Below are 19,366 nucleotides of genomic sequence, written 5' to 3'. Positions count from 1 at the left end.
ACCTCCGCCAATGCCAGCTATTCTAGCATTGGTCGGAAGTCGGGTTTTGTACAAAATTGCTCGCGTTGTGCGGCAGATAGGCGCAACGCCAGGCAGAATAGACCGCCATCAATGGCGCCAGGGCAAACAGCAGGAACAGCCAGCGAGCGGCCGAGCTTGCGCCTGCGCTGCCACCCGGTACGTTCAGCCCTGCCAGGTTGGCTATCAGGCCAGCCAGCGCGGCGCCGAAGGCGGTGGCAAACAGTTGTACCGTGGTGATCGACGCGCCGGCGATGTCCCTGTCGCTTTCCGGCGCCGTCTGCAGTATCCGCGTCAGCAAATGCGGCCAGCCGAAGCCGATGCCAAAACCGACCAGCGTCAATGCAATAACGATCGGCGCCAGCGTCGTCCAGTGACCACCAGACGCGATCGGCATCAGCAGCCCCAATGCCAGCAAGCCTGCCATCACCAGCAGCGGCCCGCTGAAAATCGCCCGGCGAATGCCCGCACCGCGCCAACCGGAACTGAGGATTTCGGCCAGCGTCCAGCCGGCGGCCATGGTAGCGGCAATATAACCGGCGATCAGCGGTGACTGGCCGTGCAGTATCTGCAGGAAATACGGCACGAAGATCTCGCTGGTCATGCCGACCACCAACAGCGAAACGGTCAGGTACAGCGCTGCCTGGGTCGATCCACGCCGCAGCGCGCCCTGTGGCAGCAGGCGGGCGCGGGAATGCGCCTCACGCCGCAACAGCCACGCCATTAGCAGCAGTGCCAACGCAATGCCGCCCACGTTGACCCATAGGTTGCTCGCCAGACTGCCGGCCGAAACGATCAACACCGAGGCCGCCAACAGTGTCAACTGCGCCAGCGGCAACGGTGCTGCCGCCTGCTGCGCTTTGCCCTTCGGCAGAATGCTGAAGGTAAACGCCGCATAGAGCACCATGATCGGCAACAGAATACCGAATGCCCAGCGCCAGGCGTGCAGCTCGGCAAAGATGCCGCCGACCGCCGGCCCGATCAACGTCGCAATACCCCACATGGCGGACACCAGCGCCATGGCGCGTGGCCAGAGCGATTGATGAAACACCAGATTGATCATCGCATACGACAGCGCAAAGATCAGGCCGCCGCCAAACCCCTGCACGGTGCGTCCAATCAGCATCACCGGCATCGACGGTGCCAGCGCGCACAACGCCGCGCCGATGATGAAAAACAGCGACGCCACCAGATAGGCGCTGCGGGCGCCGTAAGCACTCAGCAACCGCGCCGACAGGGCGGAACCCAGAATCGACGCCACCACGAACAGCGTGGTGTTCCAGGCATACAGATTCAGCCCGCCGATATCCTGCACCACCGATGGCAAAATGGTAGTAGCCACCAGAATGTTGACGGCATGCAGCGCCACCCCGAGGGACAGCGCAATGGCACTGGCGGCGTTTTTACCGGAGAACAGGTCGCTCCAGCGAGTTTCATCATCAGTTATCACGTTTATCATTCCGTTTCAGCGTATCGGTGATTGAGTTAAAGGTTAGATTGCGTTAAATTTAACAAGTGTTAACTTGGAATAATTAAGGGTGAGGCGGTGAAATATGTCAAGGATTAGCTTGGAAAATGGCGAATGCACAGCACATTCTGTCAGCGACCGTTTATTGAAGCTCTTGAAAACCCGTGGCCCGCAACAAGCATCCGACGCAGGCAAAGCCCTCGGCACCACCGGCGAAGCCGCACGCCAGCAGTTCGTCAAACTGGCGAAAGAGGGGCTGGTGGAAGCCAAGGCGGAAACCCGCGGCGTGGGCCGCCCGGTACAGCTGTGGCAGCTCACGCCGGCCGGTGACGCCCGCTTTCCGGACACCCATGCCGAACTGACGGTGCAACTACTGCGCACGGTACGCGACAAGCTGGGGGAAAACGCGCTGGATGTGCTGATTGAAAGCCGCGAGCAGGAAAACCGCATCAATTATATTCAGGCGATGGTGGGGGCCGCCACGCTACAGGAACGCGTGGCGCGACTGGCGGCCATCCGCTGCCGGGAAGGCTATATGGCCGAATGGTGCCAACTGCAGGACGGAACTTTCCAACTGGTGGAAAATCACTGCCCGATCTGCGCGGCAGCCAGCGTATGCCAAGGCTTCTGTCGCACCGAGCTGAGTATTTTCAGCGAGGTGCTACGGGCGCAGGTCGAACGCGTTGAACACATTCTTGCCGGTGCGCGACGCTGTGCCTATCACATTTCTCCCGTTTAATCGGCCGCCACCGGGTGAATTAGGAACCCAAGCAGTTGTACCACTGTTGCGAGTTGTATAAGTTTACCTTTCGTCACCCTGTTTCCTGCGGTGGCGCATGCAACGAGGAGACGCAATGGCGGTTTACAGCATTGGCGAAGTGGCGCAGCTGTGCGGAATCAATCCGGTGACGTTACGCGCCTGGCAACGCCGTTATGGGCTGTTAAAGCCGCAGCGTAGCGAAGGCGGCCATCGTCAGTTTGATGACAGCGACGTGGCGCGCATCCGCGCGATAATCAGCTGGATCGCCCTTGGCGTACCGGTTAGCCAGGTCAAGGCATTATTGGCCGGTGATGCGCCGGCCAGCAGCCAGGCCAACTGGGCTCTGCTGCAGCAGCAGTTGATGGGTCTGCTGCATGCGCCGGCGGCCAACGCGCTGCGCAACCGCCTCTACGAATTGGGCCGCGAATATCCGGTCAATGCGCTTATCGACCACGTACTGCGCCCGTTGCGTGCCCAGTTGAGCGCGGCAAATCCCCTGTTGCAATCCCTGCGCGCGTTGCTAGACGGCATCATCATCGAATATGCGGCGTTTTGCATGACCGCCGCGCGGAAAAAACCGGGGCAGAACGCACTGTTGCTGGCGTGGGGAGCAAGCGCCGATCGCACCGAGCTATGGCTGGAGGCGATCATTCTGGCCAAGTCCGGTATGCGGGTCGATCTGCTGCCGGAGCCGTTGGCGCAGCCGCAGCCGCAGTTGTTCAAGGCCGATCGCTATTTTCTGCGCGCCGAAGGGGCATTGAGCGCCCCGCAGCGCAAACAGCTCGCCGTCTGGCAGGAGCTCGGGCTGGATATTACCCTGATCGGCAGCAGCGCGTTATTGACCGAGATGGAGCAGCCATGAGACTGCACGCCGGATTCTGGTTGGCAACGCTTGGCCTCGGCGCCTACTGGGCGCTGGCAGTGCTGAGCCGAGACACCACGGTAGCGCTACTGTTGGCGGGCGCGGCCTTGTCCCTGATGTTCACCGCTGCGCCGCGCCGCAAGTGGGTGCTGTTGGCAACGTTGGGCGGTATCGCGATGGACGCGGTCTGGTGTTACACCGGGGTGTTGAAATTCAGCGGGCATGGCAGCGTGCCGCTGTGGATGATGGCGCTGTGGCTGACCTTTAGCTGCTGGTGGTGCTGGTTGTTGAGCCTGGTAAGAAGTGCGAGCTGGCCGGTAGCGGTATTTGGCGCAGTCTTTGGCCCTCTCAGCGCTCTGATTAGCTGGAAACTGACCGCCATCACGCCGCTGATGGCCCCCGAGTTGATGTTATTGGTGCTGGCCATTGGCTGGGCCATTTACCTGCCTGCGGTAAGCTGGCCGCAGATGCGCCAATCCACCGCGCGCTGACGCCGACACCTTGCGCGGATTTTATGCTGCCATCGGCGTGTTTTTACCAAATTTTAACAATAAAATTCGTTGCTTATTACATGCCGCTTGGGGTTTACTAACCCCCTTCCCACTATTTTAGCCTACCGATAAAAACCCATGTTGAGTCAACAAAGTCGTAGTCTGTTACCGCTGATTGGCGCTCTGTTTACGTTGTATATAGTCTGGGGATCGACCTATTTCGTTATTCGCATCGGGGTCGCCAGTTGGCCGCCATTGATGATGGCCGGCATCCGTTATCTCAGCGCCGGCATTATTCTGTTCGGCTTTCTGGCACTGCGCGGCCATGCCTTGCCGACGCTGAAACAATGGTTCTCCGCCGGTGCTATCGGCATTCTGTTGCTGGCGGTCGGCAATGGCCTGGTCACCGTGGCGGAGCATCAGGAGGTGCCTTCCGGCATCGCGGCGGTGATGGTAGCGACGGTACCGCTGTTTACCCTGTGCTTCAGCATGTTCTGGGGCATCCGCAACACCAAACTGGAATGGGCCGGCATTGTGCTCGGACTGGTAGGCATCGTGCTGCTCAACACCGGCAATAACCTGGTTGGCAATCCCACCGGTGCGCTGCTGATCCTGCTGGCTTCCGCCAGTTGGGCATTTGGCTCGGTGCTCGGGTCACGCATTTCGCTGCCCGCCGGGCCGATGGCCGGCGCCGCCGAAATGCTGGTGGCTGGAGCGGTGTTGCTGCTGGTCAGCCAGCTCAGCGGTGAGCGCTTGACCAGCATGCCAACCGCCGGCGGCTTTTTCGCACTCGGCTACCTGATTGTTTTCGGCTCGATGCTGGCGATCAGCGCCTATATGTTCCTGCTGAAAAACGTACGTCCGGTGGTAGCAACCAGCTACGCCTATGTCAATCCGGTGGTGGCGGTACTGCTCGGCGTCGGCTTCGCCGGCGAGACGCTGGAACTGCGCGAATGGCTGGCGCTGCTGGTGATCGTTTCCGCCGTGGTGCTGGTGACGCTGGGCAAGTATCTGTTCCAGCGCCCAAGCCGCGTCGAATCGCTGGAGTGACCGACAGCGGCCGCTAGGCCGCCTGATTCAGCGGGCATTGGCGACCAGCCAATCCTTGACGTCAGTGAGCGCAATGCCATGGCGCGCGTTGTAGCTGGTCGACAACGGCCAGGCTACGCCATCGGGGCGGGCAAACGCCAGCCGATACGCGGCGGCGCTATCGTCGGGACGAGCATCAACCGCCGCGCGCAGCGTTTGCCGCTCCGCCACCACCAGGGTAAACCGCTGGTGATAATGCCGGCTCAATAGCTCGGCCAGTTGACGGTAGCTCAAGGTATCGCCGGCAACATAGACCACCTGGTTTTGGTACTCGGGGCGATGACAGAATATCGCCGCCGTCAGGGTGCCGATATCCTGCGGCGTCGTCAGAGTCAAGGCATAATCCGCATCACCGAGCGCAAGTACCCGGCGTGCCGGCACATCTACTACCCCAAAAGCAGGCTCGAACAGGTAGCTGGTAAACATGCCGGTCGACACGATAACCCAGCGTGTTTGCTGCTGGCTGCGTAACAGCTCACGCACCTGCAGTTGTTCATCCCACACCGGTTGCCCACTGCCTTGGCCAATGCGGTCATAATCAACGCCAAACTGCCAGGGGATATAACGGCCGACCCCGGCGGCCAGCACCGCACGGGTGATCTTCAACTGCGTACCGGGCCCGCCGACGAAGCCACTGCAGTTGATCACTGCATCATACTCGGCAAAGCACTGCGCCAACTGTTGCGTTGATTGGCGGCTGAAATCAGCGCTAACGATGGCAATATTCCAGTCAGCCAATTGCCGGCGTCGAGCCAGATCGCTGGCCTGTTGTCGCTGCAACGATGCCGGCCGCAACAACACGCTCAGGCGCATCTCCGGATGCATCTCGCGCTGTTTGACAAATCCCTCAAGCACCGCCATTCCCAGTTCACCTGCGCCGAGAATCAGTATGTCGCGCCATTGACGCTGCGTGGTATCGTTCATATGCTCCTCCTGTGATTGCGGCCTCATGCTGCCAACCCAGCGCAGCAGTTGCAATCAGGTACACCGATGATACCGGGGAATTTATGAAACTCAGTGCGGCGCAGGCAGCCCAATTTTCACGCATTTGTGATGCGCTCAGTGAACAGGACGACAGTCTGAAACGCGAAGTATTGACCCATGCCGGCAACCGCTGGTCGCTGGGAGTGATTTACGCACTGGGCACCCAAGGCACGCTGCGTCATGCGCAACTGGCGCGCGCCTTGCCCGGCGTGACCCAGCGCATGTTGACCAGAACCCTGCGCCAGTTGGAGCGCGACGGTTTGATCTCCCGCCACGACCATCAACAGAAAACGCCGCATCCGCGGGTGGATTATCAATTGACGTCATTGGGCGAAGGCATGCTGCTTAATATGTTGCCGCTGTGGGAATGGATTGTGGGTCATAGCGAAGCATTTCGTCAGGCACGAGAGGCGTTTGGCCCGCAGAATTAGCGCTTAGTCGCAACAACGCTCTCGGTAGGCTTTTGAATTTATTGCAATAAAAATCAGCGCTTGGCAAGGGACTTCACAAAGCACGCACAAGGATTATAATTGCCGCTGTTCTAAGCAACCTGCGAAAATAATTCCATGCTGAAAAAAGCGTTCGTCATCATCATCGCCCTGTGCGCCTTTGGTTCCCTTGGCGGCGTATTCCTGGCCGGGCTGAACATCTATACCCGCTCCACCACGCCACAGCAAGAAACCACCAGCGAAAGCGCTGCCCCGAGCGTAACCCCTGCGCCAGTGGTCGACACGCACTGATCCTCAGGCGGCGCTATAGCGCCGTTACGCCAGCCTCGGCGGCCTGCTGCTCCAATTGTGCAATCACCTGATACTCCGCACGCGTCACCAGGCTAAAATCACCGATCAACAGGCTATCGCTGGCCGGATGGTTGACCATTTCATTGGCCGCAGCGCGCAATATTTCCAGCTGTGCCGCCGGGGTGCCCGCCGCAGTGATTAACGGCAGACCGGGTACCGACGCGGTACGCCCGATGATCTTCAGCCCGGTCAACGCCTGCGGCTGCGCGCGTTTCAACAATTCCAGACTGACGCTGTCGATGGCGGCAATATCCGCCTTGCCGCGCTGAATCAGCTGCAATGACTGATAATGCGCGCCGGAGGCGATCGCCTTGCTGAAGAAACGGCCGTTGTCCGCCAGCGGCGCAATCAGGGCGCGCAGACTGTTGTAGCCGGATTGCGAGTCGGTGCTGTTGTAGGCGGCTACCCGGCCGCGAAAATCCACCAGCCGCTGGCCGGGATCGTTGTCCCGTACCACCAGCCAACTGCTGTAGTTCGGGCCGTTGCACCCTTCTACCCGAAAGTGATAGGTACCCACCAGCTGCACCTGCGGCAGATAGGCCACCAGCGGATAACCACAGGTTTGGCTGAGCAGCAGGTCCGGCCGCTGCCAGTGTTGCGCCAGATCCTGCGGCCAGTTCAAGGTTTCCGGCACCTCCACCAGGCCAAGCCGCAGCAATTTGTCACGCAGCGCGCGCCAGAACGGTTCAACCTGTTGCCGAGTGACGCCATACATGGGCAAAGAGACCTGCATGATAATTCCCTCATCCTACGGTAGACGATGTGGTCAGCGTCTGCTGACGCCAGGCGGTGAGATGATTCACCCAACGCTCAAAGATCCTATCGATAATGATAGCCAGTAAAGCCACCACCAGCGCGCCCTGAATCACATAGGCGGTATTAAAACCGCTCAGGCCGATAATAATCGGCGATCCCAGCGATTTGGTACCGACCGTAGAGGCGATCGCCGCGGTGCCGATATTGATGATTACCGACGTGCGAATACCGGCCACGATCACCGGGGCGGCCAGCGGCAACTCGACGCGCCACAGAATCTGCCGTGGACTCATGCCAACGCCTTGCGCTACCTCGCGCGTGGCGGCGGGTAGCGAATCAATGCCCGCCAGCGTACCCTGCAGGATCGGCAACAGGCCATACAGCACCAGCGCGATAATTGCCGGCTGTTCGCTGAATCCCATTACCGGTACCGCGATCGCCAACACCGCCACCGGTGGAAAGGTCTGGCCAACCGCCACCACCGTTTCCACCAGCGAACGAAACTCTTTGCCGGCCGACCGGGTTACCGCCACGCCGGCCGTCACGCCGATCAGCACCGCGATCAGGCTGGAAACCGCTACCAGCAGCAGGTGCGCCAGCAGCAGCGAAATAAAGCTGTCCTGCTGGTAGACCGGCCGTTGCAGATCGGGGAACCAGGCGGCAAACAGCCCCTGCAGATGGTTCATGCCGAACACCAGCGCCAGCAGCAGCGCGATCAGCCACGGCAACGGATCGCGCCATCCGCGTCGCCCGCCAGCGCCCTGCGGCGCGCCGACGCGGCTCATGACAGCGCCCGCTGCGCAATCAGATCGGCAAAATGCAGCACGCCAAGCGCTTCGCCGCGCGCATTGACCACCGGCAGGCAATCACTGCCGCGCGCCACAAACACCGACAGCGCTTCACGCAGGTTCATCTCGGCCGCAATCGGCTCTCCTTGCGCCTGCCCCGGCCGTACCCGTTCACCGACGCTGCCCAGCGCCAGCAGTTTGATGCCGCGATCGCTGCGGCCAAAGAAATCGCGCACAAAGTCGTTCGCCGGCGCGGTCAGCATTTCCAGCGGCGTGCCCTGCTGCACCACCCGACCGGCGTCCATCAGCACGATACGATCGGCCAGCGCCAGCGCCTCGTCGATATCGTGCGTCACCAATACGATGGTTCGCCCGGACAGCTGGTGAATACGCGCCACCTCGGTTTGCAGTGCCGCGCGGGTCACCGGATCGAGCGCGCCGAACGGCTCGTCCATCAGCAATACCTCGGGATCTGCCGCCAGCGCGCGTGCCACGCCGACGCGCTGCTGCTGCCCGCCGGACAGCTGATGCGGATAGCGCCGTCGGAACAGCTCGGCATCCAGATGCAGCAATTCCATCAGCTCGGTTACCCGGTCGCGAATGCGCGCACGCGGCCACTTCAGCAACTGCGGCACCGTGGCAATGTTCTCCTCCACCGTCCAGTGCGGGAACAGGCCTATCGACTGGATGGCGTAGCCCATGCGTCGCCGCAGATCCTGTGGTTTGAACTTGTGGATCTCTTCACCGGCGAAATAAATCTTGCCTTGGTCATGCTCGATCAAGCGGTTGATCATTTTCAAGGTCGTTGACTTGCCGGATCCGGAGGTGCCGATCAGTACGGTGAAATCCCCTTCGGCAATGTTCAGCGACAGCGTATCCACCGCCGCTTTGCCCTGAAATATTTTGCTTACCTGGTCAAAGTCAATCATCGGCGCTTCACTTCCAAAGCTGAAATAATGAATTTAAACAGCGAGTCGACCATCACGGCCATCGCGATCACCGGGATCACGCCGAGCAGCACCAGATCGAGCGCGCTGCTGAGCAATCCCTGGAAAACGATGGCGCCGAAACCACCGGCGCCGATCAGCGCCGCCACCACCGCCATGCCGACGGTTTGCACCGCCAGAATGCGCACACCGGTCAAAAACAGCGGCAATGCCAGCGGCAACTGGATACGCAGGAAAATCTGTCCGCGCGTCATGCCCATGCCAAGCGCGGATTCAATCACGTTGGCCGGCACGCTTTGCAACCCCGCCACCACGCTGCGCACCAGCGGCAGCAGCGCGTACATCACCAACGCCACGATCGCCGGCGCCAGGCCAATGCCGTTGATACCATGCTGTGCCAGCCAGGGAAACGCCGCCGCCAGCCCGGCCAGCGGTGCGATCAACAGCCCGAACAGGGCGATCGACGGCACCGTCTGGATGATGTTCAAGGTCGAGAAAATCGGCGTCTGCCAGCGTTGCGAACGGTAGCACAGCACCCCGAGCGGTGTGCCAATCGCCAGCGTCGGCAGCACGGTAAGCAGCAAGATGGTCAGGTGCTGCAACAGCGCGGCGTCGAACACCTCTTGCCGGTTGCGGTACTCCTTCAGCAGCGATAGCCCGTCCAACTGATGGCTGAACAGCAACGCCACCGCCGGCAACAGCACCAGCGTATTGCCGACAATGCGCCACAGGTGCGAGGGGGTGATGCGCGCGATGGCGTCTGCCGCCATCAACAGACTCAGCGCCAGCATCAGCCAGCAGCCGCTGCCCCAAGAGGTGCGCGCCAACCGGGAACCCTCCAGCGCCAGCTGCTGCGCGCCATGACCGCTGAGCCAGAAAATCAGGCCCAGCAGCGCCGATGCGCAGATCGCCGTCAGCAGCGCAAAGCGCCGCAGCGGCGGCAGCAGGCTGAGCAGCGCCAGTGCGCCCAGCGGGAGCAATAGCCACAGCGCAGCGCCGTGTAACAGCGAGAGCAAGCCGATGCTTTTGCCCGACAACAGGCGATTGGGGGCATAACTCAGAAATGGCAGGCTGAACGCTGCCAGTATCAACAGGATAAACAGCGTCAGTAAGACGCGGTTTTTCAGGACGCTAGTCAAACAAACTCTCCGGCTCCATGGTGTGCCCATGTCGCCGGGACGAAGACCGTGCTTCGCCCCGACGATGTATTATCCCTTGATCAACCCTTTTTGTTTCAGATAGCTTGCCGCAACCTGTTTCGCATCCTGCCCTTCTACGGCTATCTGCGCGTTCAGTTGCTGCAGCGTCGGGCCATCCAGGGTGGCGAACACCGGCTTGAGCAACTGGGCAATATTGGCATGCTGTTTAAGCGTCGCCTCGCGGATCACCGGCGCCGGCGCATAAATCGGCTGGACACCCTGCGGATCTTCCAGCGTCTGCAGACCAAGCGCCGCCACCGGACCGTCGGTACCGTAGGCCATCGCCGCATTGACGCCAGAGGTTTGCTCCGCCGCCGCCTTGATGGTCACCGCGGTATCACCGCCGGCCAATGACAGCAACTGATCCTGGTTCAGCGTGAAGCCGTAGGCGTTTTGGAAAGCCGGCAACGCATCCGGCCGTTCAATAAATTCCGCCGAGGCTGCCAGTTTGAACTTGCCGCCGCCGTTGATCCATTTGCCAAGATCGGCCAGAGTTTTCAAGTGGTTGGCATTGGCGACGTCCTGACGCACTGCGATGGTCCAGGTATTATTGGCCGGTGCGGCGTCCAGCCACACCAGCTTGTTTTTGTCGTAATCGAGCGTTTTGACCTTGTCAAAACCGGCCTTGGCGTCCTTCCACGCCGGATCTTTCTCATCGGCAAAGAAAAACGCCCCGTTACCGGTATATTCCGGATAGATGTCAATCTCACCGGCGACGATCGCCCCGCGCAGCACTTTGGTGGTACCAAGCTGTAATTTATTGGTGGTTTTGATGCCGTTGGCTTCCAGTACCTGAACAATGATATTGCCCAGCAGCGAGCCTTCGGTGTCGATTTTTGACCCTACGCGCACCGAGTCGGCAGCCTGTGCCGTGCCAGTGGCCAACGTGACGATGCCCAGCGCCAACGCCAGAAAACGGCCGCGTGAAGAGATAAATGCCATTGTTGCTTCCCCTTGATTATTTTTCGATGCAAAAATCCGCTACGGCCCGCTTCCCGCGAGCCACGATCGCCGCCGATGGTGCGACGACCCCCTGATGTTCCGTCGACTCCCCGGCTAAAAACGGGTGCACGGCGACGCTGACCGGCGCAACGGCATGGTCAGCCAACCACCTGCCATAGCCTTGCACCACGAATCCCTGGCTACGTTGTCGGTAGGCAACGCGTTCTGCCTGATAGACTTTTCTCAGTCCGTACCACGGCAAACCGGGTAAGTCATGATGCACTAAATGATAGTTCAAATTGAGGAACAGCAGCCGCCACGGCCAGCCGGCCTCGTTGATAACCGAACGGGCCGGCACGGCTCTCTCTGCACGATGTTCATAAAACGAACGAATTTTGGTGATGGCTAACGCCGGATAACTGACCGCCAGCAGATAAAACAGCGGCGATACACCCTGCCGCTGCAGCCAGCCCAGCAGGCATGTCAGCAGCGCACCGTGGATCAACCACATCATCAGCGCACGACCATCGCCAGCCGCTACGCTTTTCAGCGCGCCAAACGCCGTGCTGCCAATATCCCATAGCGGGCCAAGAAAAATTCGCCCGGGCAAGGTGTTACGAATTGTTACCAACCAGACGACGGCAGCGGGCAAGCGTTGCCATTGCGCGGCCGTAAAGTAGTAGCTTTCCGGATCGTGCCGCGGATCGGTCAGGTGAGAATTGCGGTGGTGCTGCAAATGCGTATCGCGATACAAACCATAGGGATACCACACCGCCAACGGCGCCAGGCCAAACAGCTGATTGAGTCGTGGCCAACGCGTCGGGTGACCATGGATCAGTTCATGCTGCAACGACATATAGCCGGTGGTGAGCAAAATCAGCAACGGTGTCCCCAGCCAGGGGCCGAGGGTTTGCCAACACAGCACCACGCCGAACCAGCCACCATACACCAGCGCCATCACCCACCAGGTCGGCAGTTCCAGCCGCCATAGCCACTGTCGCTTCAGTTGCTGGATCCAGGCCCGCTGCGCGGGGTGAAGGTAGTGGCTCTGACGTGGTGGCGTTGACATCGGTTAGCGGCTCGCTGGCGATAATTTGCCACAGTATCCGCGAGCCGGATCGGCGCGCAAAATAAGCAAAATGGCAAAGCTTAGTGAAAACCTGCCCGTTGTTCGAAAACTATACTGAAGAGATACGCCGCCAACGACGAGGAGATCCCATGAGCGCAAAACGCCGTGCCGCGGTGGTTGATGCCGCCGGCACCCCGTTGGTGATGCGGCCGCTGCGCCTGCGGCCGCCCCGGGTCGATGAGCTGCGGGTGCGCCTGGTGGCCTGCGGTATCTGCCACACCGACCTCGATATGTGCGCCAGCGCCGCCGCCGGTTCGATACTCGGCCACGAGGGGGCTGGCATCGTCGAGCAAACCGGCAGCGCGGTACGCGCCGTGCAGCCCGGCGATGCGGTGCTGCTTTCCTATCAGTCCTGTGGTCGCTGCGCCTCCTGCCGGCAGCAACGCCCTGCGCACTGCGACAATTTTTGGCAGTTGAACTTCGACTTTCAGCGGCTCGACGGCAGCAGCGGCTATCTTGCCCCGCTGCACGGCCATTTTTTTGGTCAGTCCTCTTTTGCCAGCCATGCGCTGGTCAGCGAACGCAATGTGGTACGCGTTGCCAATACCCTGCCGCTGGCGACGCTGGCGCCGCTCGGCTGCGGGCTGCAAACCGGCGCCGGTACGGTACTCAACTCACTTAACCTGCAGCGCGGCGAGCGCCTGCTGGTGCTGGGCGTCGGCACCGTTGGTCTGGCGGCGGTGATGGCGGCCAGACTGCGGCGAGCGACGTCGATCGTCGCGCTCGATAGCCAGGCGCGACGCCTGCAGCTGGCAAGCGAACTGGGAGCAACCCAAACGCTGCAGGCGGCGCAACGGTTGCAACAGTTGGCGCCGTTGGATTACGTCATCGACACCACTGGCAACGCGGCGCTGGAAAAACAGGCGTTGGATCGGTTACGCCCCGGGGGCACGCTGGTGCGCCTGACCGGCGGCGGCGCGATGAAACTTTCTCATCATCGGCAGATTATCAGCGTTATTCAGGGGGACGCCGTCCCGCAGCGTTTCATTCCCTATCTGATCGCGCAGTGGCAGGCCGGGCATTTTCCCTTCGATCGCTTGATTGATTTCTATCCCTTTGAGGCGATTAATCAGGCGCTGGCCGCGGCGCGGTCCGGTGAGAGCATCAAGGCGGTGCTACGCTTTGCCTGAATGCAAAAAACCACACCCTTAACCCGTGTTTAACATGATGATTTTTCAACATCTTCTGGTTGTATGCTTATAACCAGAAAGAATTGGTTGAACGCCGAGCCGCGCCGTTATGCTCGGATTTTTGCCTATAAAAGTAGAATCATTATGTCGACAACCATTGTGGCGCCTGACGCCACTGTTTCAACCGGGAACCCACAGGTCAGCAGCAACGAGGTGATAGCGATCCGCAGCGCCGCCGACGTCGCCCGACTGGTCAACGGCGGTGCCGCCAAGCGTAACGACGCGCGCATTGTCGTCGCCATCGCACTGGGCGGAGTGTTCCTTGATGCCTACGATCTCGGTGCGCTGGCATTTGGCATCAAGGACGTGGCGCGCGAGTTCAATCTGTCGCCAACCGGCACCGGGCTGGTGGCCTCGGCCATCACCTTCGGCGCCATTATCGGCGCATTTATCGGCGGTTACCTGACCGATAAAATCGGCCGTTATCGGGTGTTTATGGCCGATATGTTTTTCTTTGTGGTGGCCGCGCTGGCCTGCGCGTTTGCCCCCAACGAATGGGTATTGGGCGGCGCACGGTTTGTCATGGGGCTGGGGGTCGGCATCGACCTGCCGGTAGCAATGGCGTTTCTCGCGGAATTTTCACGCCTTTCCGGCCGTGGCAACAAGGCTGCGCGCATTGCCATGTGGTGCCCTACCTGGTACGCGGCGATCAGCGTTTCCTATCTGCTGGTACTGCTGCTTTACGCCGTACTACCAGAAAGCCACACCGACTGGCTGTGGCGGCTGATTCTCGGCTTTGGCGCGGTGCCGGCACTGCTGATTATCGCCATTCGCAGCCGCTATATGAGCGAATCCCCGGTCTGGGCGGCCAATCAGGGCGATTTGCCGGGCGCGGCGGCCATTTTACGCCGCTCGTACAACGTCAACGTGGTGGTGGCCGATGATGCCGAAACAGGCCGACCGTCGCAGACGCGACAAGCGTCGTGGCGCAACTACGGCACCCTGCTGCAAGGCGTATATTTGCGGCGGACGATACTGGCGACCATCATCGCTATTGCCTCTTCCTTCGCCTATAACGCAGTGGCGTTTGGACTGCCGGTGATCCTGTCGACCTTCCTGGCGCAGTCCATGCTGAGCACCATTCTGGTGTCGCTGGCGCTTAACCTGCTGTTCGCCTTTGTCGGCGGCCTGCTGGCGGTACGGCTGGTGCCAACCTTCGGCGCCTGGAAGATGACGGTGCTCGGTTACGCCTGCCAACTGGCGGCACTGCTCGGGCTGGCGCTGATTGGTCTGCCGGACAATGGCGGACAGGCGGCATTTTCCATCGCCATGCTGGCGCTGTTCCTGCTCGGGCAGGGTTTTGGCCCCGGCTCGCATAGCATGACGTTTGCCTCCTTGAGCTATCCAACGTCATTGCGCGGCGTCGGCGTCGGCTTTAACCAAACCCTGATGCGTTCCAGCTCCACCCTGTCGCTGTTCCTGTTTCCGGTGCTGTCGGCAGCGCTCGGCACCGGCGTGTTCTGGGTGATTGCGCTAGCACCGTTAGCCGGCTTGATGGCCCTGCTGGCGATCCGCTGGGAACCGGCCGGTTATGACGTCGACGCGGAGGACTTCCAGCAGGGCTGACCGTAGCCTGCGAGCATTCTCCCCCCTCGTTCCCCGGCGCCGCGCACCTGATATCGCTGCGCGCAGCGCCGGGCAATGATTAGCCTGGATAGGCCTGTTCACCGTCGGCGTAAGCCTGCAAGCGCTCACGCCACCACTTCACCGCCAGCCCGGTGGCACTTTCACGCCAGCCGAAATAAGCCGCATCACTGCAATATTCCCCTTCAACGCTCTTCGCCACCAGCTCGCCGCGCGCCAGATAAGGTTGTGCCAAATAGCGCGGCAGATAGCCGCAACCGAGCCCGGCAAGCTGTGCGGCCAGCTTGGCGTCGAAATTAAACACCGTCAAAGCGTCTTGCTCATCCAGAATATGCAGGTTTTGCGGCGTATTGATTCGTGAGGTGTCACGCACCACCACCGCGCGATGCTGGCGCACCGTGTCTTTGGCCAACGGTTCAGGCAGCGCCGCCAACGGGTGCTGCGGCGCTACGGCAAACACGTATTCCAGCCTGCCCAACGGCTTGAAGGCAAAGCCGGCGCGTGACGGCGGTTCGCAGATGGCGCCGATGATAATGTCGGCGCAGCCGTAAATCAGCGACTCCCAGGAGCCGGCCAACACTTCATGGCTAAAGCGCAAACGCGTATGGTGATGCTGGCTGTAAAACCTGTCGATCAGCGGCAGCAGACGCTCAAAGGGAAACGAAGCATCGATACCAAGAGTGATTTCACTTTCCCAGCCGCTTTCGACATAGCGCGCCTGTTGTTCCAGATCCTGCGCCGCCCGCAGCAGTAAACGGCCTTTTTCCAGCATCAGCTTACCGGTATCGGTAAATTTGGCGCGGTGACCGGAGCGATCCAGAATCGTCACGTCGAGATCGCTTTCCAATTTCTGCACCATGTAGCTAAGCGCCGACGGCGTTTTATACAGCCGGGCCGCCGCCGCGGCGAACGAACCGTAACGGTCAAGCGCATCAAGAATTAGCAACGCATCCAGATTTAATCTCACACTGTTCCCCTGTGTATAAAAAAACTTAACAAGACCACAAAAATTCTACGCTATCTTTGAAATCACCACCTGCCTACCATGCATTCCATTGCAGCAATGCTGAAAGTTCGTTCAACCGACGTACCATCAGGAAGGTAAAACATGTCCAAGTTTCAATTGCTTGACCCAACCAATTCCGCATTGATTTTTATCGACCATCAACCGCAAATGGCTTTTGGCGTTGCCAATATCGATCGCCAGCAGTTGAAAAACAACGTGGTGGCGCTGGCAAAGGCCGGTAAAATCTTCAATGTGCCAACCCTGTTCACCTCAGTTGAAACCGAAAGCTTCAGTGGTTATATCTGGCCGGAATTATTGGCGGTTCACCCGCAGGTGAAACCCATTGAACGTACCTCAATGAACTCATGGGAAGACGCGGCATTCGTGCGCGCCGTCGAAGCCACCGGCCGCAAAAAACTGGTCATTTCGGCGCTCTGGACCGAAGTCTGTCTGACCTTCCCGGCATTGATGGCTCTGGAAGCCGGCTATGAGGTGTATGTGGTAACCGATACCTCGGGCGGCACCTCGGTGGATGCGCATGAACGTTCGATCGATCGCATGGTACAGGCTGGCGCCATCCCGGTGACCTGGCAACAGGTGCTGCTCGAGTACCAACGCGACTGGGCGCGCAAGGAAACCTATGACGCGGTCATGGAGCTGGTTCGTGAACACAGCGGCGCCTACGGCATGGGCGTTGACTATGCTTACACCATGGTGCACCACGCGCCGGCGCGCGAACTCAAATAATATGCCCCTCCCCGGCCTGCCAGCCGGGGAGACGGCTTCAGGAGCGCGCGTTTATGTCACACCCCCAACATGTCACCCTGGTGATCACCCATCGTCTGGCGCCAGGCCAGCAACAGGCCTATGAGGCCTGGCTCAAGCGCATCATGCCGGACGCCGCCGAATACGACGGACATCTTGGCGTTAACGTGATTCGCCCATCCAGCACTGAGCAGGCCTATACCATCCTGGTGCGTTTCGACAATATCGACAACCTTTACCGTTGGCTGCATTCGCCCAAGCGCAATCAATATATTGCCGAGGTATCGTCGCTGCTGCAGGAACAGGATCATATTGAAATCCGCCCCGGCGCGGAATTCTGGTTCACGCCGGCCAATGCGCAGGTACGCCCGCCCGCCAAGTGGAAACAGTTCCTGATCACCCTGCTGGTGATCTTCCCGTCGACCAATCTGGTGCCGTGGTTTTGGAGCTCGCTGCTGCCGAATCTGCAAGGGACGCTCGGCGGCCACCTGCTCAACGACGCCAGCGTGGTGGCATTAGTGGTGTTCCTGTGGATGCCGATCGTGACGCGCGTCTTTCATCAATGGCTGACCCGTCATTGAGACGGCGTCGGGAGAAAAGTATGAGTAATATCGCCTCATTGATTATCACCAATGGCAAGTTTCATACCGTCGATCGTGACAACCCTAGCGCACAGGCGGTCGCCATCAAGGACGGCAAGTTCCTGGCGGTCGGCAGCCAAAGCGAGGTGATGCGCCACGCCGGTCCACAAACGCAGGTCATCGACTTGCAGGGCCATACCGCCATTCCCGGCCTGAACGATTCCCACCTGCACCTGATTCGCGGTGGGCTTAACTACAACCTGGAACTGCGCTGGGAAGGCGTGCCTTCGCTGGCCGACGCCCTACGCATGCTGAAGGAACAGGCGTTACGCACGCCAAGCCCGCAATGGGTGCGGGTGGTCGGCGGCTGGAGCGAATTCCAGTTTGCCGAACGCCGCATGCCGACGCTGGAGGAAATCAACCAGGCCGCGCCGGATACGCCAGTATTCATCCTGCACCTGTACGATCGCGCTCTGCTCAACCGGGCAGCCCTGAAGGTGGTTGGCTATACCAAAGACACGCCAAACCCGCCGGGCGGTGAAATTCAGCGCGATCGCAACGGCAATCCGACCGGCATGCTGATAGCCAAGCCCAACGCCATGATCCTGTATGCCACGCTGGCAAAAGGGCCGAAACTGCCGTTGGAGCAGCAGGTGAACTCAACCCGTCAGTTTATGCGCGAACTGAACCGCCTCGGTTTGACCAGCGCCATCGACGCCGGCGGTGGCTTCCAGAACTACCCCGACGATTATCAGGTGATTGCCGAACTGCATGAAAAACAGCAGTTGACCATCCGCATCGCCTACAACCTGTTTACCCAACGACCAAAACAGGAGCTGGAGGATTTTCAGCAGTGGACCGATATGCTCAAGCCGGGCCAGGGCACGGATTTTTATCGCCATAACGGTGCCGGCGAAATGCTGGTGTTTTCCGCCGCCGATTTCGAAGACTTTTTGCAGCCACGTCCGGATCTGCCGGCAGGCACCGAGGATGAGCTGGAGCGCGTAGTACGCCACCTGGTCGAACACCGCTGGCCGTTCCGCCTGCATGCCACCTACGACGAATCCATCAGCCGCATGCTCAACGTGTTTGAAAAGGTGAACCGTGAAATCCCGTTTAACGGGCTGCACTGGATTTTTGATCATGCCGAGACCATTTCCGAACGCAATATCGAACGGGTCAAAGCGTTGGGCGGCGGCATTGCGGTACAGCATCGCATGGCCTTCCAGGGGGAGTATTTTGCCGAACGCTACGGCCAGGAAGCCACCCGTCACACCCCGCCGGTGGCGAAAATGCTGGCAGCGGAACTGCCGGTCGGACTGGGTACCGACGCCACCCGCGTTGCCAGCTACAACCCGTGGACCGCGCTGTACTGGCTGGTTTCCGGCCGTACCGTCGGCGGCATGGCGATGTACCACGACGATGCACGGCTGGATCGCGACACTGCGTTGATGCTGTGGACTCAGGGCAGCGCCTGGTTTTCAACCGAACAGGGCAAGAAAGGACAAATCAAGGTCGGGCAACTGGCGGATCTGGCGGTGCTGTCGCAGGACTATTTCAGCGTGCCGGAACAGCAGATCAAGGACATTGAATCGCTGATGACGGTGGTCGACGGCAAGGTGGTGTATGCCGCCGGCAGCTTCTCGCCGTTGGCACCGCCGCCGTTACCGGTGCTGCCGGAATGGTCGCCGGTCAGCCAGGTTCCGGGACATTACCGAGCCGCACCAGTTGCTGCAACGGTCGGCACCGGCGTGCTGAGTCAGGCACATCAATGCTGTGGCCCGTGCGGCGTACACGCACACCAGCATGACCTTGCTCGCCGCTCCAGCATCCCGGTGGCCGATGAACATGCGTTCTGGGGCGCCTTTGGCTGTTCCTGCTTTGCGTTCTAAGCACTGAAGCGGCTAATTGCACGGGCTGCCAGCGTCATACTCTGGCAGCCTGTCAGCTTACTCACCGCCTAACTTGCCAATTCGATAACTCAATAACTTGATAACTTATTAACTA

The 19,366-nt window shown here is 60.1% G+C and carries 20 protein-coding genes; 11 read left to right on the top strand and 9 right to left on the bottom strand.

All coding sequences use genetic code 11. From position 1 onward, the window contains the following. Window positions 1-22: 22 nt before the first annotated feature. Window positions 23-1,468 (bottom strand): MFS transporter, encoded by a 1,446-nt coding sequence (locus ACCC84_RS00685; protein WP_039992826.1) that lies wholly within the window; start codon window positions 1,466-1,468, stop codon window positions 23-25. Window positions 1,469-1,571: 103 nt separating this feature from the next. Between ACCC84_RS00685 and ACCC84_RS00680 the strand changes: the two genes are divergently transcribed. The 4 genes from ACCC84_RS00680 to yedA all read left to right on the top strand — a co-directional run bounded on the left by ACCC84_RS00680 (window position 1,572) and on the right by yedA (window position 4,649). Next, window positions 1,572-2,225 (top strand): helix-turn-helix transcriptional regulator, encoded by a 654-nt coding sequence (locus ACCC84_RS00680; protein WP_004965492.1) that lies wholly within the window; start codon window positions 1,572-1,574, stop codon window positions 2,223-2,225. 115 nt (window positions 2,226-2,340) lie between these two features. Then, window positions 2,341-3,108: a MerR family transcriptional regulator gene (locus ACCC84_RS00675; RefSeq protein ID WP_039992327.1), complete on the top strand. Its 768-nt coding sequence runs from the start codon at window positions 2,341-2,343 to the stop codon at window positions 3,106-3,108. Next, window positions 3,105-3,599: a DUF2878 domain-containing protein gene (locus tag ACCC84_RS00670; RefSeq protein ID WP_004965495.1), complete on the top strand. Its 495-nt coding sequence runs from the start codon at window positions 3,105-3,107 to the stop codon at window positions 3,597-3,599. The genes ACCC84_RS00675 and ACCC84_RS00670 overlap by 4 nt, the downstream gene beginning before the upstream one ends. Before the next feature lie 138 nt (window positions 3,600-3,737). Further along, on the top strand, window positions 3,738-4,649 hold the full coding sequence (yedA, locus tag ACCC84_RS00665; RefSeq protein WP_004965498.1) for a drug/metabolite exporter YedA: 912 nt from the start codon (window positions 3,738-3,740) through the stop codon (window positions 4,647-4,649). Window positions 4,650-4,676: 27 nt separating this feature from the next. On the opposite strand, the gene ACCC84_RS00660 is transcribed toward yedA, so the two are convergent. Continuing rightward, entirely contained in the window at window positions 4,677-5,612 is a 936-nt protein-coding gene (locus tag ACCC84_RS00660) for an aromatic alcohol reductase (protein ID WP_371901455.1), read from the bottom strand. Window positions 5,613-5,695: 83 nt separating this feature from the next. Here ACCC84_RS00660 and ACCC84_RS00655 point away from each other — a divergent pair, with 83 nt between their 5' ends. Beyond that, window positions 5,696-6,103: a winged helix-turn-helix transcriptional regulator gene (locus ACCC84_RS00655; protein ID WP_004965503.1), complete on the top strand. Its 408-nt coding sequence runs from the start codon at window positions 5,696-5,698 to the stop codon at window positions 6,101-6,103. A 135-nt stretch (window positions 6,104-6,238) separates the two neighbouring features. Then, a complete protein-coding gene (locus tag ACCC84_RS00650) occupies window positions 6,239-6,412 on the top strand; it encodes a YohO family small membrane protein (RefSeq protein WP_004965504.1) in 174 nt (57 codons plus the stop codon). A gap of 13 nt (window positions 6,413-6,425) precedes the next feature. Here ACCC84_RS00650 and ACCC84_RS00645 read toward each other — a convergent pair whose 3' ends face one another. Genes ACCC84_RS00645 through ACCC84_RS00620 form a run of 6 tightly spaced genes read right to left on the bottom strand, consistent with a single transcriptional unit; the run spans window position 6,426 to window position 12,173 of the window. Further along, a complete protein-coding gene (locus tag ACCC84_RS00645; protein ID WP_371901454.1) occupies window positions 6,426-7,205 on the bottom strand; it encodes a phosphate/phosphite/phosphonate ABC transporter substrate-binding protein in 780 nt (259 codons plus the stop codon). Window positions 7,206-7,215: 10 nt separating this feature from the next. Then, window positions 7,216-8,013, bottom strand: a complete 798-nt coding sequence (locus ACCC84_RS00640; RefSeq protein ID WP_004965509.1) for an ABC transporter permease — start codon at window positions 8,011-8,013, stop codon at window positions 7,216-7,218. After that, window positions 8,010-8,945 carry an ABC transporter ATP-binding protein gene (locus ACCC84_RS00635; RefSeq protein ID WP_004965510.1) on the bottom strand — a complete coding sequence of 312 codons (936 nt, stop codon included), beginning with the start codon at window positions 8,943-8,945 and terminating at the stop codon, window positions 8,010-8,012. The genes ACCC84_RS00640 and ACCC84_RS00635 overlap by 4 nt, the downstream gene beginning before the upstream one ends. Continuing rightward, window positions 8,942-10,132, bottom strand: a complete 1,191-nt coding sequence (locus tag ACCC84_RS00630; RefSeq protein ID WP_050763136.1) for an ABC transporter permease — start codon at window positions 10,130-10,132, stop codon at window positions 8,942-8,944. The genes ACCC84_RS00635 and ACCC84_RS00630 overlap by 4 nt, the downstream gene beginning before the upstream one ends. Window positions 10,133-10,171: 39 nt before the next feature. After that, window positions 10,172-11,104, bottom strand: a complete 933-nt coding sequence (osmF, locus tag ACCC84_RS00625; protein ID WP_198772822.1) for a glycine betaine ABC transporter substrate-binding protein OsmF — start codon at window positions 11,102-11,104, stop codon at window positions 10,172-10,174. 16 nt (window positions 11,105-11,120) lie between these two features. Next, window positions 11,121-12,173, bottom strand: a complete 1,053-nt coding sequence (locus ACCC84_RS00620; protein ID WP_273867068.1) for a fatty acid desaturase — start codon at window positions 12,171-12,173, stop codon at window positions 11,121-11,123. A gap of 149 nt (window positions 12,174-12,322) precedes the next feature. Here ACCC84_RS00620 and ACCC84_RS00615 point away from each other — a divergent pair, with 149 nt between their 5' ends. Continuing rightward, the gene (locus tag ACCC84_RS00615; protein WP_273867066.1) at window positions 12,323-13,363 is read left to right on the top strand and encodes an NAD(P)-dependent alcohol dehydrogenase; all 1,041 of its coding nucleotides are present in this window, start codon (window positions 12,323-12,325) and stop codon (window positions 13,361-13,363) included. A 144-nt stretch (window positions 13,364-13,507) separates the two neighbouring features. Beyond that, window positions 13,508-14,989 (top strand): MFS transporter, encoded by a 1,482-nt coding sequence (locus ACCC84_RS00610; protein ID WP_273867064.1) that lies wholly within the window; start codon window positions 13,508-13,510, stop codon window positions 14,987-14,989. Window positions 14,990-15,068: 79 nt separating this feature from the next. Here ACCC84_RS00610 and ACCC84_RS00605 read toward each other — a convergent pair whose 3' ends face one another. Further along, window positions 15,069-15,974, bottom strand: a complete 906-nt coding sequence (locus ACCC84_RS00605) for a LysR family transcriptional regulator (protein WP_004965525.1) — start codon at window positions 15,972-15,974, stop codon at window positions 15,069-15,071. Between the two features lie 141 nt (window positions 15,975-16,115). Here ACCC84_RS00605 and ACCC84_RS00600 point away from each other — a divergent pair, with 141 nt between their 5' ends. Genes ACCC84_RS00600 through ACCC84_RS00590 form a run of 3 tightly spaced genes read left to right on the top strand, consistent with a single transcriptional unit; the run spans window position 16,116 to window position 19,251 of the window. Continuing rightward, a complete protein-coding gene (locus ACCC84_RS00600) occupies window positions 16,116-16,760 on the top strand; it encodes a hydrolase (RefSeq protein WP_004965527.1) in 645 nt (214 codons plus the stop codon). Window positions 16,761-16,813: 53 nt separating this feature from the next. Continuing rightward, entirely contained in the window at window positions 16,814-17,359 is a 546-nt protein-coding gene (locus ACCC84_RS00595) for an antibiotic biosynthesis monooxygenase (protein WP_004965529.1), read from the top strand. Between the two features lie 20 nt (window positions 17,360-17,379). Continuing rightward, the gene (locus ACCC84_RS00590; RefSeq protein WP_004965531.1) at window positions 17,380-19,251 is read left to right on the top strand and encodes an amidohydrolase; all 1,872 of its coding nucleotides are present in this window, start codon (window positions 17,380-17,382) and stop codon (window positions 19,249-19,251) included. The last annotated feature ends 115 nt before the right edge of the window (window positions 19,252-19,366 follow it).

It is taken from the genome of Serratia odorifera (genome assembly GCF_041448735.1).
In the GTDB taxonomy this organism is placed as follows: Bacteria; Pseudomonadota; Gammaproteobacteria; order Enterobacterales; family Enterobacteriaceae; genus Serratia_F; species Serratia_F odorifera.
The sequence above is the reverse complement of the archived record's forward strand: the minus strand, read 5'-3'. Positions and strand labels throughout refer to the sequence as shown.

What these genes read in the sequence shown, in the direction of transcription:
- osmF (WP_198772822.1), bottom strand. Translation starts at nt 11,104, where the DNA reads ATGGCATTTATCTCTTCACGCGGCCGTTTTCTGGCGTTGGCGCTGGGC.
- ACCC84_RS00675 (WP_039992327.1), top strand. Translation starts at nt 2,341, where the DNA reads ATGGCGGTTTACAGCATTGGCGAAGTGGCGCAGCTGTGCGGAATCAAT.
- ACCC84_RS00600 (WP_004965527.1), top strand. Translation starts at nt 16,116, where the DNA reads ATGTCCAAGTTTCAATTGCTTGACCCAACCAATTCCGCATTGATTTTT.
- ACCC84_RS00660 (WP_371901455.1), bottom strand. Translation starts at nt 5,612, where the DNA reads ATGAACGATACCACGCAGCGTCAATGGCGCGACATACTGATTCTCGGC.
- ACCC84_RS00615 (WP_273867066.1), top strand. Translation starts at nt 12,323, where the DNA reads ATGAGCGCAAAACGCCGTGCCGCGGTGGTTGATGCCGCCGGCACCCCG.
- ACCC84_RS00630 (WP_050763136.1), bottom strand. Translation starts at nt 10,132, where the DNA reads ATGGGCACACCATGGAGCCGGAGAGTTTGTTTGACTAGCGTCCTGAAA.
- yedA (WP_004965498.1), top strand. Translation starts at nt 3,738, where the DNA reads ATGTTGAGTCAACAAAGTCGTAGTCTGTTACCGCTGATTGGCGCTCTG.
- ACCC84_RS00650 (WP_004965504.1), top strand. Translation starts at nt 6,239, where the DNA reads ATGCTGAAAAAAGCGTTCGTCATCATCATCGCCCTGTGCGCCTTTGGT.
- ACCC84_RS00655 (WP_004965503.1), top strand. Translation starts at nt 5,696, where the DNA reads ATGAAACTCAGTGCGGCGCAGGCAGCCCAATTTTCACGCATTTGTGAT.
- ACCC84_RS00590 (WP_004965531.1), top strand. Translation starts at nt 17,380, where the DNA reads ATGAGTAATATCGCCTCATTGATTATCACCAATGGCAAGTTTCATACC.
- ACCC84_RS00645 (WP_371901454.1), bottom strand. Translation starts at nt 7,205, where the DNA reads ATGCAGGTCTCTTTGCCCATGTATGGCGTCACTCGGCAACAGGTTGAA.
- ACCC84_RS00670 (WP_004965495.1), top strand. Translation starts at nt 3,105, where the DNA reads ATGAGACTGCACGCCGGATTCTGGTTGGCAACGCTTGGCCTCGGCGCC.
- ACCC84_RS00610 (WP_273867064.1), top strand. Translation starts at nt 13,508, where the DNA reads ATGTCGACAACCATTGTGGCGCCTGACGCCACTGTTTCAACCGGGAAC.
- ACCC84_RS00640 (WP_004965509.1), bottom strand. Translation starts at nt 8,013, where the DNA reads ATGAGCCGCGTCGGCGCGCCGCAGGGCGCTGGCGGGCGACGCGGATGG.
- ACCC84_RS00680 (WP_004965492.1), top strand. Translation starts at nt 1,572, where the DNA reads ATGTCAAGGATTAGCTTGGAAAATGGCGAATGCACAGCACATTCTGTC.
- ACCC84_RS00635 (WP_004965510.1), bottom strand. Translation starts at nt 8,945, where the DNA reads ATGATTGACTTTGACCAGGTAAGCAAAATATTTCAGGGCAAAGCGGCG.
- ACCC84_RS00620 (WP_273867068.1), bottom strand. Translation starts at nt 12,173, where the DNA reads ATGTCAACGCCACCACGTCAGAGCCACTACCTTCACCCCGCGCAGCGG.
- ACCC84_RS00595 (WP_004965529.1), top strand. Translation starts at nt 16,814, where the DNA reads ATGTCACACCCCCAACATGTCACCCTGGTGATCACCCATCGTCTGGCG.